At 38.5% G+C, this 11,983-nt stretch carries 13 protein-coding genes, 1 pseudogene and 1 riboswitch; of the genes and pseudogenes, 9 read left to right on the forward strand and 5 right to left on the reverse strand.

All coding sequences use genetic code 11. From position 1 onward, the window contains the following. Positions 1 to 86: 86 nt before the first annotated feature. Positions 87 to 441 (forward strand): annotated as a pseudogene (locus ACSVDJ_RS01710) (transposase); the annotation flags it as partial. A 328-nt stretch (positions 442 to 769) separates the two neighbouring features. Here ACSVDJ_RS01710 and ACSVDJ_RS01715 read toward each other — a convergent pair. From ACSVDJ_RS01715 to ACSVDJ_RS01725, 3 genes are read right to left on the reverse strand one after another with little or no spacing between them, the layout of a single operon-like run. Continuing rightward, positions 770 to 1,378: an ABC-2 transporter permease gene (locus tag ACSVDJ_RS01715; protein ID WP_439170429.1), complete on the reverse strand. Its 609-nt coding sequence runs from the start codon at positions 1,376 to 1,378 to the stop codon at positions 770 to 772. Further along, a complete protein-coding gene (locus ACSVDJ_RS01720; protein ID WP_439170467.1) occupies positions 1,371 to 2,240 on the reverse strand; it encodes an ABC transporter ATP-binding protein in 870 nt (289 codons plus the stop codon). Before ACSVDJ_RS01720 ends, ACSVDJ_RS01715 begins: the two co-directional genes overlap by 8 nt. A gap of 2 nt (positions 2,241 to 2,242) precedes the next feature. Further along, positions 2,243 to 2,617, reverse strand: coding sequence for a GntR family transcriptional regulator (locus tag ACSVDJ_RS01725; protein ID WP_439170428.1), 375 nt, complete (start codon positions 2,615 to 2,617; stop codon positions 2,243 to 2,245). Between the two features lie 193 nt (positions 2,618 to 2,810). Between ACSVDJ_RS01725 and ACSVDJ_RS01730 the strand changes: the two genes are divergently transcribed. Further along, positions 2,811 to 3,254 carry a DUF4279 domain-containing protein gene (locus ACSVDJ_RS01730; protein WP_439170427.1) on the forward strand — a complete coding sequence of 148 codons (444 nt, stop codon included), beginning with the start codon at positions 2,811 to 2,813 and terminating at the stop codon, positions 3,252 to 3,254. A 146-nt stretch (positions 3,255 to 3,400) separates the two neighbouring features. Here the strand turns inward: ACSVDJ_RS01730 and ACSVDJ_RS01735 are convergent, their stop codons facing one another. Continuing rightward, positions 3,401 to 4,264: an AraC family transcriptional regulator gene (locus ACSVDJ_RS01735; RefSeq protein WP_439170426.1), complete on the reverse strand. Its 864-nt coding sequence runs from the start codon at positions 4,262 to 4,264 to the stop codon at positions 3,401 to 3,403. Between the two features lie 267 nt (positions 4,265 to 4,531). Between ACSVDJ_RS01735 and ACSVDJ_RS01740 the strand changes: the two genes are divergently transcribed. Continuing rightward, the gene (locus ACSVDJ_RS01740; protein ID WP_439170425.1) at positions 4,532 to 6,097 is read left to right on the forward strand and encodes a BCCT family transporter; all 1,566 of its coding nucleotides are present in this window, start codon (positions 4,532 to 4,534) and stop codon (positions 6,095 to 6,097) included. Further along, on the forward strand, positions 6,087 to 6,539 hold the full coding sequence (locus ACSVDJ_RS01745) for a GNAT family N-acetyltransferase (RefSeq protein WP_439170424.1): 453 nt from the start codon (positions 6,087 to 6,089) through the stop codon (positions 6,537 to 6,539). Before ACSVDJ_RS01740 ends, ACSVDJ_RS01745 begins: the two co-directional genes overlap by 11 nt. A 92-nt stretch (positions 6,540 to 6,631) precedes the next feature. Here ACSVDJ_RS01745 and ACSVDJ_RS01750 read toward each other — a convergent pair whose 3' ends face one another. After that, on the reverse strand, positions 6,632 to 7,060 hold the full coding sequence (locus ACSVDJ_RS01750) for a YfmQ family protein (protein ID WP_439170423.1): 429 nt from the start codon (positions 7,058 to 7,060) through the stop codon (positions 6,632 to 6,634). A gap of 257 nt (positions 7,061 to 7,317) precedes the next feature. Between ACSVDJ_RS01750 and ACSVDJ_RS01755 the strand changes: the two genes are divergently transcribed. From ACSVDJ_RS01755 to ACSVDJ_RS01775, 5 genes are all read left to right on the forward strand, one after another. Then, entirely contained in the window at positions 7,318 to 7,470 is a 153-nt protein-coding gene (locus tag ACSVDJ_RS01755) for a hypothetical protein (protein WP_518619846.1), read from the forward strand. A gap of 194 nt (positions 7,471 to 7,664) precedes the next feature. After that, the gene (gene bioW / locus ACSVDJ_RS01760) at positions 7,665 to 8,432 is read left to right on the forward strand and encodes a 6-carboxyhexanoate--CoA ligase (protein ID WP_439170422.1); all 768 of its coding nucleotides are present in this window, start codon (positions 7,665 to 7,667) and stop codon (positions 8,430 to 8,432) included. A 16-nt stretch (positions 8,433 to 8,448) separates the two neighbouring features. Next, positions 8,449 to 9,618 carry an 8-amino-7-oxononanoate synthase gene (bioF, locus tag ACSVDJ_RS01765; protein WP_439170421.1) on the forward strand — a complete coding sequence of 390 codons (1,170 nt, stop codon included), beginning with the start codon at positions 8,449 to 8,451 and terminating at the stop codon, positions 9,616 to 9,618. A gap of 18 nt (positions 9,619 to 9,636) precedes the next feature. Further along, entirely contained in the window at positions 9,637 to 10,836 is a 1,200-nt protein-coding gene (locus ACSVDJ_RS01770) for a cytochrome P450 (RefSeq protein ID WP_439170420.1), read from the forward strand. A gap of 68 nt (positions 10,837 to 10,904) precedes the next feature. Beyond that, positions 10,905 to 11,002, forward strand: a riboswitch (TPP riboswitch). A 214-nt stretch (positions 11,003 to 11,216) separates the two neighbouring features. Next, a complete protein-coding gene (locus ACSVDJ_RS01775; protein ID WP_439170419.1) occupies positions 11,217 to 11,981 on the forward strand; it encodes a thiazole synthase in 765 nt (254 codons plus the stop codon). Positions 11,982 to 11,983: the final 2 nt, after the last annotated feature.

An 11,983-nucleotide genomic window follows, 5' to 3' on the forward strand; every position in this document is an offset into this window, starting at 1 on the left:
AGTATAAGATATTTTGTGTAAATGAAAAATTCCATATAAAAAGGAATGCCTTTTCTTGATAGAATTAAGTCACCACAACCAATCCTATTCCTCGTGACCGTAATGGCGAATTTAAACAACAGACAGTAGCACTGTACAAACGCTCAAATGATACGTTAGAAGGTACAGTGATCCACCTGTTTAAAAAGGGCATTATCATGTCTGAAATCGCGCATTTAATCGAAAGAATATACGGGCATCACTATACACAGCAAACGATTTCGAACAATGACCAAAACGGTTTCTGGAAACGTAGAAGCGTTTCATCAACGTCCACTTCACAATCGCTATGTATGCGTGTATTTAGATGCGACCTATCTTGCGGTGCGTCGTGATACGGTTTCAAAAGAGGCCGTTTATATCGCTGTTGGCATTCGTGAAGATGGCTCAAAAGAAGTGCTGGAACGTTTCTTAGTCACGCAGTTTGAAGGTTACAACGAGCTTTTCGCTACACGTTGTCATATTGGCTTTAACAAGGCACGTGCAGAACTAGAAGATTGAAATCGAAGTAATTCGCAGTTCTAGAATTCGGCTCGCAATTTTGGTTTCTAGAAAGGACTAGCCCTTCCCTAGAAACCAAAATCAAACCTTCGAACAAGTTCAATTGAATACCAAAATGACAACCTATTTGAAAAGGTTGAAAATTCATTTGTGCAAAAATATTGACACTCCGCTAAAAAAACTAAGTATCTTGATTGTTGTTTTATCAAGATACTTGGTTTTTTGTTTTTTAAAACACTTTTTTATTATAGATACGAATGGATAGAAGCCAAGAACAAACATATAGAATAATAATTGAAAACATGATTAACAAATAAACATTAACATTTTGAATTGATAATAATATTTGTACATTTTCTCTAATTATATCGAGCCAATTCGGGATCAAAGTATTAATCACCACCATACAAATACCAACTAAAACAAGTCCACCTATATGCAAATATCGGGTTTTGAACTGATAAGAAAACGGAAACATCAATGAGACAGACACCATCACAACGCTAACGATAAACATGATGTCTTTCCATGCTGTTATTTCTCTATGAATAATTAAATTTTCCGTGAAAATTGTAAAAACAACTATAAAAGTAAAAATAAATGTACCAATGTATTTTGAGCTGACAACTTCTTTACGTGTATAAGGTAGAGAATTTAGTAGGGAATTGATTTCAGACTTTTCATCGATTGTAAAAGTAGTCATTATTATTGAGAGACTAAACACAATTCCTACCCAGATGGATGAAGAAGCTAGGGCTGAACACATAAATAAAATTGGTAATAAAATCATTAACGTCGTTTTTTGCAAAATGATATCTTTACGGATCAGATTAAACAAACTGCTCAGCCCCTTTCTTTGTATAGAACATAATTTCTTCAAGGGTTGGCTTCTCAATCAAAACCATGTCTCCAAAAATATTTTCTATACGTGCTTTATTAGCTGTTAATGCTTCAAAACCATGATTGGATTGGCGAATCGCTATAAATTCTTGTTCTGTATCTCGGTCTAATAACTCGATTCCGCCTTTTACGATGGCATACTCTTCTTCAATTTGATAAAATTCCTTCGTGAAAATATGCTCACCTTTATGAATAAACGTAATGTAATCGGCAATGCGGTCTAAATCTGTTGTGATATGAGTAGAAAAGAAGATCGTTTTTTCCCCATCTTGCATTAGATTATGTAGTACGTCTAACAATTCTCTACGAAACATTGGATCTAATCCGGATGTAGGTTCATCCATAATAATTAATTCTGCGTGATGCGATAAAGCCATTGTTAACGAAGCTTTCATCATCATCCCTTTAGAAAATGATTTAATCTTTTTGTTTAGTGGTAGTTCAAATGTTTTAACATAATAATCGAATAAATGGTCGTCCCAATTTAAATAGGAGGGTTTTATAATTCTTTTCATTTCTGCTAACGTTAAATCTTCATAAAAAATATTCTTATCGAACACAAACCCAATTCGTTGCTTTATTTCTTTTTCATGTTCCTTATAATTCAAACCGAATATTGAAATCGTTCCACTATCAGGTTGCAATAAATTCATCATCATTTTAATCGTTGTTGATTTTCCCACACCATTTCCACCGATGAATCCAGTGACAAACCCTTTCTTCACAGTCATTGAAAAATCCTTTAGTTGAAAACCATTAAATGACTTATTAACATGCTGTAATTCTATTACGTTTTCCACCATTATTCCTCCCTGTATAACATTGTAAGCAGTTCCTTTAATTCTGTAAGACTGACACCAATTTCTTTGCTATTTTGAATGGCTGTTAACAGTTGTTCTTCAATTCCTTGCATTTTTCGTTCTTTAATCATTTCATTATTTTGCTCTGATACAAAAGAGCCTTTCCCAACAATCGAATAGATAAAGCCGTTTTTTTCTAGCTCTTCATAGGCACGCTTTGTCGTAATAACACTAACATCTAAATCCTTTGCTAATTGGCGCATGGAAGGTAATGATTGCCCAGCTTGTAATTCATTCGTTAAAATATGTTTCTTAATTTGAGCATAAATCTGCTCATAGATAGGCTCTTTCGAATGATTTGAAATGATAATTTGCATGCAAAAATCTCTCCCGGATAATATTGTATATATACTTTATATACAATATACATAAATTTAAATTGTTTTACAACATATTTTTTCCAAAAATATTTTTACTATTTTACAAATGTGAGAATTAAATGGATTTATTTTACTTTAATGTATGATATAATTATTTTTCGAAAGTCCTTTGTAATATTCGGAGGTAACAATGGAAAAAACGAGTTTATATGCTTATATTGCATTAAAAAGTGAAGAATTCAGTGATGTCCCGTTAGAAATCGTCACGGAACGTCTAGGAATAGAACCGACTCAAACATGGAAAACAGGAGATCGAGTTCATCCCAATAATCCAAATAATCCATTAGAACGTTCCTACACTTGTTGGAAGTTTAAAACAGATACTATCGAAACCCTTGATACGGAGGAAGTGTTTCGCCCTATTTTTGATTTATTCGAATCAAAGACCGATGTCATTAATCAATTAAAAGAAGAATTTGATTTACAGGCAAGTGTAACACTAGTAATAAAAGTATATGATGGCGATATGCCAGGATTAGTGATCTATCCAACATTCAGTGCGTTTGCTGGTGCGATTGATGCGGCTATAGATGTTGATATGTATGTATTTTCATTAGTGCCGGAAGAAGAATAATTTAAGGCGGTTGCTCTTAATGCCTACTTAAACAGCAAAAAGCTGTGGGGAAATCGACAAAGAATGCATAGAGTTTCTGACACGTTTTTTCAATAACGTGAAAACACGCAAATGTGTAAAAGATACATTTGCGTGTTTTTTGTTTCTTATTTTAACGGTATCCAGATTTCGGAGTAAAGATCAGGGCTAGATGGGTCTTCATTTGTATATACTTCTAGTTCGGGGGTGCCAGCGTATTCATACTGATGGGACGGAAACCATTCCGAGGAGATCATTTGCCATGTTTTTTGCATAGCATCTGGCATTGGACCATGAACTTCAAAGATGCCCCATTTAGAGGCAGGGATTTCAAGAGTTTGTAATCCTTCAGGTGCTTCTCCCATATGTGCCGTAGCAATCCAATAGTCCATCATTTGATTAGAGGATTCGTTTGTATTAGGCACACATACACCAAGAATTCCTTTTAGTTCTCCATTGTTCATTGTAGCTAGTAATCTGTCAGTTCCATCTTGATGAACATCACTCCAAAATTTAGGGATACCTTTAAGGTTTTCGCCATTAGCGAATGAATATTCCCGTTTGATTCCTACTACTTGAAAGCTTTCTTTTTCAACAATTTTATACTTCATGGGTTCTGCTCCTTTCAGACTCACCTGAATGGCCAGGCGGTTATAAGACTTTAGTTTGCCGATGTTTTTTCGTACATCACTAGGCTTCATGCCATGTTGTCGACGAAAGGCTTTAGAAAAAGCTTCTGGAGTTTCATAGCCATACTTATAGGCGATGTCGATAATTTTGTGGTCGGTATTGGCTAACTCTTGGGCAGCGAGTGTTAAGCGCCTCTGCCGAAGATATTCGCCAACCGACATATCTGTTAAGATGGAAAACGTTCTTTGGAAATGAAAGGGAGAGGAATTAGCTTGTTTTGCTATGCTTTCGATTGTCATATTTTCAAGCAAATGCTCCTCCATGTAATCAATAGCTGTCTGAATCGATTCAACCCATCCCATAGCGCTCACTCCTTAATGAAATCATAACCGTTATTTGTATAGAAAACCTGCCTATTTATGCTTTGTTCGAACCAGTTTTTATGTAACACTAAGCTTAGTATAACTTTAACATAATCCGAGAGAAGTCCGGAGCGTGAAGGGCAGAGCCGAAAAGCGTTTGGTGGACGGCCTTCCGATCCTTGTTGAAAGAAAAAAAGGATGAAATTTTCCGCTTACCCTTGATAGGAACATACATTCTATTTATAATGATGACAAAGGAGGGGAAATATGACAAAACCAAACATTAGATGGTCGGTATTCGTGCCGATGAGTATCATTCTTGTATTAGCTATTATTGTCGGGATGATCGCCCCAGAAGCTTTTTATGAGGCGGAAAATACGATTGTACAGTTTGCCTTTGAACAGTTTGGATGGTTGTTTCAACTAGCGAGTGTATTATTTTTAGTGATTTGCTTATATTTGATGGTTTCAAAGTATGGAAACATTAAGATTGGTGGACCTGAAGCTAAGCCTGAATTGTCTACATGGAATTGGTTTGCGATTACGTTGACAGCAGGTATTGCGACGGGGGTTTTGTTTTGGGGGGTTGCCGAACCAATTACCCATTTTATGAGCCCACCAGAAGAGCTTGGGTTAAAGGCTGGAAGTGAAGTGGCGGCGATGTTTTCGATGACTCAAACCTTTATCCATTGGACGTATTCGCCGTATGCTATTTATGGATTAGCGGGTGTGGGAATTGCTTTTGCTGTGTACAATGCGAAGCTTCCTTATCAAGTAAGCTCCATTCTTTATCCGCTGATTGGAAAAAGAATGAACGGTGCTGTCGGAGCAGTGATTGATAATATTTGTTTATTTGCGATGGCAGGCGGTGTGGCAGCTGTGCTTGGGGTTGGCACGATGCAAATTGCCACAGGTTTACAGATTATTACGGGCATTCCTAATGGGAAAATGACGTGGATTATTATTGTTAGTATGATTGTGGCTACGTATATTATTTCAAGCTATACCGGTCTACATAAAGGGATTCGCTGGCTGTCAGATAAAAATTCCAAAATGTTTATTGCGATGGTCATCTTTGTGTTTATTTTTGGACCGATGTCCTTTATTTTATCGTTCGGAACGCAGTCGTTTGGTCATTATTTGGATGATTTTTTCGTTCGATCTTTATATTTAAGTCCGATTGATGGCTCTGAATGGCCGAGGTGGTGGCCGATCTATTATTGGGCGATTTGGTTAGCGTACGCACCTTTAATGGGCATGTTTTTAGCGAGAATATCAAAAGGGCGTACAATTAAACAGTTTATGTTGATGAATGTCGTCATGCCAGGGACGGCTGGTGTCATTTGGTTTTCTGTGTTCGGTGGAGCGGCCATCAACCTTCAGTTAAATGGGGCCGGCATTTGGGAATCGATACAAGAAAACGGTATGGAGGTTTCTGTTTTTTCTTTTTTGGAGCATTATCCATTAACGACAGTGACGAGCCTAATCTTCATTTTTACCGTGTTTATTTCGATCGTGACGATGGCAGATTCGATGACTTCTACTGTTTCCTCTTTAACGATCAATAGTTCCAATAACGAAATGACGGAAGCACCAGGAAGAATCAAGATTTATTGGGGGATCGTGATGTCCTCTATGGCGATTATTAATTTATTGTCAGCTGGCGGCAAGATTAGTGGCATTGATGCGACGAAACAGATTGCGACGATTGCGGGCTTTCCAATTTTATTTTTTATGCTAATTCTCGCTTATGCGACGTTAAAAATGATTATCGAGCATGAAAAATATGATGTAGTTTCAGTGAATAGGCAGGAGAGATATGATGCGGATTAGAAAATTAACTCCAAAGGATGAACTGCCGATTGAATTATTATTGTTAGCCGACCCTTCTGAAAAGCTAGTGAAAGAATATGTGAGCAGAGGGGAATGCTTTGTGGCGGAAATCGGTCAAAAAACGGTTGGCGTGTATGTTCTGCTTCCGACAAGGCCGGAAACAGTGGAATTAGTGAATATTGCCGTGGTGGAGAGTGAACATGGCAGAGGAATCGGGCAGCAGTTGGTGAAGGATGCGATTGAACAAGCGAAAGCACAAGGTTACAAAACGATTGAAATCGGTACGGGCAATTCTAGTATTGGACAGCTAGCCCTTTACCAAAAGTGTGGCTTTCGAATGACTGGGATAGATCAAGATTTTTTCATTAGACATTATTCGGAAGAGATTTTTGAGAACGGGATACAGTGTCGAGATATGGTTCGGTTATCTCAAGATTTATAGAGGTGAAAAAAGCGAAAACTTTATTGTGGTAATTATTAAGCCACAGTGAAAGTTTTCGCTTTGTGTAATTATATAAATCAAACTTACTACGTTTATATAGTCGGTGTGGGGAATTTTTGAAGATGGTCAGAGCTAATACTGTAAGAAATAATTTTCTCCTTATATTGTTTGACGACATCAACGTGATGATCGTAATTATAAATGAAGAGGTTAACATCTTGTTTGCCTCTTTTTAAATTGATGACAAATGGAGTAACATTAGTCTCTGGATGTAGAAATGTTTTTTCATTGCCCGGAAATATATCATATTTTTTTAGAAAGCAAGCTTTATTGAAATAGTCAATAAATTTAGTGTTTTCTTCTTCTTTTAAGTGCTTTCCGTTAAATGTTACAGTCACATCTTTCGAATCCAGTTTTGGATGAAGTGCAAATTTACTTACAATCCATCCTACAAGTATACTTGGAGGACTCATTAATAATTTGATAATGCCTGATATTACAATAACAGCAATCCATTCCATATTACACCGCTCCTTATGTAATTGTAGTTTTCACCAAAGAAATCAATGGCGTTGTTGGAATAACAAATACAAAAATCTTTTTTATTATATAATATTTTATATAGGCAAGGAGTGGGTAATTTTGAACTATAATGGTATATTTTTTGTCTGTTTAGTGACTTTTTATTTCCTCTTTTTGTTTGGCTATCATTTAACTACATCAAGTTTGCTGATGATGGAAGAGGGCAGTTGCAGAGGAAAAAATTTATTTAGGTTTCTTGCTATCTATTAGCGTATTTCATTTTATAAACCGTTTATTGTTAAACATGCCTGATTCGTATGGATTGATGGGCATCGTTTCAATTATATTAGCATTTAGTGTATATATGTTGTTGGTTATTATGAGAGATCGCAGAAGAGAAGCGATTTAGGGGCTGTCTAGAAAGTTGGTGAAAGCTGACTTTTAGACAGCTTTTTTTGTGTGGATGAAAGAAGAGCGGCTAAATTCGTAACCAATTCTATTCACTAGATGAACCATTTCTCTCAATAAATATTGAAAAATGTAAACTTAAATATTATCATAGTTTACATATATCAATTTTGGTTAACTATCGGGGGTGAAAGAATGCAGGAGGAAGTGTTTTATAGTGTTCGAATGAGGGCGGCTAAAGGTGGGGCTCATGAGCAAGGTGGCAAGCATATTTCAGGTGGGGAGATGCTGTCAACTTATGAAAATATGAGACAAGCGGTCAATCATTTACTAGACAAGGCATTAACTCATTCCAGAGGAAATCCGGATTTTGTGCAAATTCAATTTGATGCTATTGACGAGCCGATTAAACGAATCGAACCATTGTTGACCCGGAAGAATAAAGTGGAGTCAGTGGAAACGGGACAAATATTGGCGCGTGAGCTGTTAGAGCAATCTGGAATCAAAAGAGCAGTGATCGACAAAGTGTATGAAAAGCTGATGAGTGATCATGGGATGAGAGGGGCTATATTGGTTGATGTTCATTCGGGTGAACGAATCGATGATCGTCAGCAACAGGGTGTGCGTGTATCACGCATGGACTGGGTGAAGGCTAATTTTGAAAAATGGGCAGACCAATTTCATGAGCCGAGCCATTTGCGAGTGAAGGAAGCACTCGTGCTGGCTACAAAGGTGAGTGCGCATCCAGCGACTATCGCCGAATTATGTTGGTCTGATGATCCTGAATATATAACGGGGTATGTGGCCAGTAAAACGTTAGGCTACCAGCGTATCTCACATTTAAAAGAGCATGGAGATGAGCAAGGCTGTCGTATTTTTTTCGTTGATGGATCATATGATATAGGTTCTTACATACACTTCTTAGAAAAACAACCGGTTCTTATTCAATGGAAGGAAGAATAATAAGGGGGATTCGGTTATGGCACTAAACGAATGGTTAGGTAGTCGTCTCGATGAAACAAAGGCATCTAATTTGTATCGTCAACTGCGAACGATGAGTACAGCTCCTCATTCAGAAAGGATAATGGAAGGACAAAGGCATCTAATTTTTTCGTCTAATGATTATTTAGGGTTAGCTAATGAACGATGTTTAGTGTATGCTGCGGAAACAATTTTACATGAATTTGGAGTAGGTAGTAGTGGTTCCCGGTTAACGACAGGTCATACGGAGTGGCATCAAAAACTAGAAGAACGGATTGCCGACTTTAGGCAGACAGAAGCGGCGCTTTTATTTTCAAACGGCTATTTAGCGAATATCGGCGTGCTTTCTTCCTTGCCTGAAAAAGGAGATGTGATTCTTAGCGACCAATTCAATCATGCCAGCATTATTGATGGTTGCCGATTATCAAAAGCCGACACAGTCGTTTATGACCATATCAATATGCCGCATCTCGAACAGCGGCTACAAGAAACTCAAGTATACGAAAGACGCTTTATCGTGACGGATGGTGTGTTCAGTATGGATGGTACGATTGCGCCGATGGATCAAATTATGTCTTTAGCGAAACAATATCAAGCTTTTGTGATTGTCGATGATGCTCACGGCACAGGTGTGCTAGGTGAAAAAGGGCAAGGGACGAGTGAATTTTTTAATGTGCAGCCAGATGTCATGATCGGTACGTTAAGTAAAGCGGTGGGGACAGAAGGTGGCTTTGTTGCTGGCTCAAAGGTGTTGATCGATTTTTTGCTCAATCATGCGCGTACTTTTATTTTTCAAACGTCGATTCCTCCGGCTATTTGTGCAGCTTCTTATGCTGCATTTGAGCTGATCGAACAGGGGCGTACAAAGCGACAACAATTATTTGCGAAAATAATAGAAATCAAAACAAGTTTAGAAGAAATGGGCTTTATCGTAAAAGGAGGCGACACACCCATCATTCCAATTATTATTGGAGAAAATGATGTGGCTCTTGCTTTTGCGAAAAAATTAACAGAAAGCGGCATTTACGCACCTGCTATTCGCCCGCCCACTGTACCGGCAGGAGAAAGTCGCATTCGCCTAACCGTCACTGCGGATCATACAGATGAAGATATCCAAACTTTGTTACAAACATTTCATCTCATTGGAAAAGAGTTATGCGTCATTTAATCAATTGGAGGGTCAAATATGGCAAATGATGTACTCGTTTCACCCGCAATTTTAGCTTTGCCTCAGTCAATAGAAAATCCATACCCCATTTATAATGAGCTACGATCACAGAGCCCTATAATGAAAGGAGTGGCTCTTAAACAACCAGGGTGGTATGTGACTGGATATGAAGAGGCGATAACGATATTGAAAGAAGGTCGCTTTGAAAATCGAATTCCGTTGCCTCAAACAACGAAAAAATTTGAACAGCTAAAAAACGTTCAAAACGATATGATGCTTTTTAAAAATAATCAAGATCATCGGCGGTTACGCTTGTTAATCAGCCAATTTTTCACGCCGACTGCACTGACTGATTTATGTCCTTACATAGAACAAACAACTCATGACTTACTAGATGAGGTGCAGGATCAAAAGCGAATGGATATCATTACGGATTTTGCGTTTCCGTTAGCTAGTTTGATTATTGCCAAAATCATCGGGATACCTAAAGAAGAACGCGATCAATTTAGAGGTTGGGCGATTCGTTTAATTGAATCGATTGACTTTACACGCTCAAGAAAGACGTTAGTTCACGGAAATGAGACGATGAAGAGCTTGATCGATTACTTTAATATTCTTATTCAAGCAAGAAGAGAAATGCCTCGGAAGGACTTAATTAGTCAGTTGCTAGAGGCAGAACAGGATCATAAATTGTCAGATGAAGAGATACTTTCTGCTTGTATTTTACTCGTCATTGCTGGGCATGAGACAACCGTCAATCTCATTAGTAATTCCGTTCTAGCTTTACTACAAAATCGTGAGCAGCTCCTGCTGTTAAAGAAACATCCATCGCTCATTACATCCGCTGTTGAAGAATTTCTGCGTTATGAAAGCCCGACACAAATGGTCGCTCGGGTGGCTGTGGAAGACATCAACATATATAATGTTTGCATTAAAAAAGGCGAGCAAGTATACGTTTTAATCGGAGCGGCGAATCGTGATCCGAGAACATTCACGAATCCTAATGCATTAGATATTACTCGCAACCCTAATCCTCACCTTGCATTCGGAAATGGCTCGCACTTCTGTATCGGTGCAATGTTAGCGAAATTAGAAGCACAAATGGCGATTCAGCCGCTCATCCAACGATTTGAAAACCTTCAATTAGAGACAGAACAACTGCAATGGAGAAGGTTAATTGGTTTTAGGGCATTAAATCAATTGATCGTTACATGGTAGCTGATGTGCAAAAAGGCTCTTAACAAAAGCCACTATGAGCGTTATACTATTAATAATTGAATATTACAAATGAAAGCTAGGGGTGCCGTTATGGCTGAGAGGATTGAATCCAACTCTTGAACCTGATTTGGTTAATACCAACGGAGGGAAGCTTACTTTTTTATGCTTATTTTTTGTATGCGTAGAAACTGAGCCTGCCGTTGTGGCAGGCTCTTTTTTTGAGGAAAAAGCTAAGCTTTGCCCCGCGCCTTTCGCTTTTAATAGTGTCTAGCTACAGGCGTTATCGGCTCGAGGTCAAAAGCCAATCTGTCCAAAAGGTTAAAGAGCAACCTTTCAGCCAGCTCGTCTTTTGCTTTTAATTCAAAAAGGGAGAGAAGAACATGGATGAATTGTTTATTGGTGGAAAGAAGTTAACGAATCGATTGTTTACAGGCACAGGTAAATTTGCTGATCACGCGGTGATGAGACAAGCCTTTGAGCAGTCAGGTACGGAAGTGGTTACGGTTGCTTTAAGAAGAGTGGATTTGGGTGCAGGGCAAGAAAATATTTTGCATGATATTCCAAAGGGAGTCACATTGCTTCCTAATACCTCTGGTGCGAGAACGGCGGAGGAAGCGGTCAGAATCGCTCGTTTAGCTCAAGCGGCAGGGATGGGCAATTGGATTAAAATCGAAGTGATTTCCGATCAAAAGTATTTGTTGCCGGACAATGAAGAAACGATCAAAGCGACAGAGATATTGGCGAAGGAAGGGTTCGTTGTACTTCCTTATGTTAATCCAGATTTGATGACGGCGAAAAAGTTAGCCGATGCTGGTGCAGCCGCTGTCATGCCTCTTGGTTCACCGATTGGCTCGAACAGAGGAATTAAGATGAAGGAAATGATTCGAATTTTGATTGAGGAGAAAACATTGCCAATCATTGTGGATGCTGGAATTGGCCGACCGTCTGAAGCGGCTGAGGCGATGGAGATGGGGGCAGATGCTGTACTAGTCAATACAGCGATTGCGACGGCGAATGATCCGGTCAATATGGCAGTCGCCTTTCACTTAGCTGTCCAAGCTGGAAGAAAAGCATATTTGGCGGGATTAGGGCCTGTTTCTCAACAAGCGCATGCTTCTTCACCGTTAACTGGATTTTTAAATTAAAA

This window comes from Bacillus sp. Hm123 (assembly GCF_051842975.2).
In the GTDB taxonomy this organism is placed as follows: domain Bacteria; phylum Bacillota; class Bacilli; order Bacillales; family Domibacillaceae; genus Bacillus_CE.

Excerpts from the sequence above, each read along its gene's own strand:
- ACSVDJ_RS01725 (WP_439170428.1), bottom strand. The coding sequence starts at position 2,617 with ATGCAAATTATCATTTCAAATCATTCGAAAGAGCCTATCTATGAGCAG.
- ACSVDJ_RS01730 (WP_439170427.1), top strand. The coding sequence starts at position 2,811 with ATGGAAAAAACGAGTTTATATGCTTATATTGCATTAAAAAGTGAAGAA.
- ACSVDJ_RS01735 (WP_439170426.1), bottom strand. The coding sequence starts at position 4,264 with ATGGGATGGGTTGAATCGATTCAGACAGCTATTGATTACATGGAGGAG.
- ACSVDJ_RS01740 (WP_439170425.1), top strand. The coding sequence starts at position 4,532 with ATGACAAAACCAAACATTAGATGGTCGGTATTCGTGCCGATGAGTATC.
- ACSVDJ_RS01745 (WP_439170424.1), top strand. The coding sequence starts at position 6,087 with ATGCGGATTAGAAAATTAACTCCAAAGGATGAACTGCCGATTGAATTA.
- ACSVDJ_RS01750 (WP_439170423.1), bottom strand. The coding sequence starts at position 7,060 with ATGGAATGGATTGCTGTTATTGTAATATCAGGCATTATCAAATTATTA.
- bioW (WP_439170422.1), top strand. The coding sequence starts at position 7,665 with ATGCAGGAGGAAGTGTTTTATAGTGTTCGAATGAGGGCGGCTAAAGGT.
- bioF (WP_439170421.1), top strand. The coding sequence starts at position 8,449 with ATGGCACTAAACGAATGGTTAGGTAGTCGTCTCGATGAAACAAAGGCA.
- ACSVDJ_RS01770 (WP_439170420.1), top strand. The coding sequence starts at position 9,637 with ATGGCAAATGATGTACTCGTTTCACCCGCAATTTTAGCTTTGCCTCAG.
- ACSVDJ_RS01775 (WP_439170419.1), top strand. The coding sequence starts at position 11,217 with ATGGATGAATTGTTTATTGGTGGAAAGAAGTTAACGAATCGATTGTTT.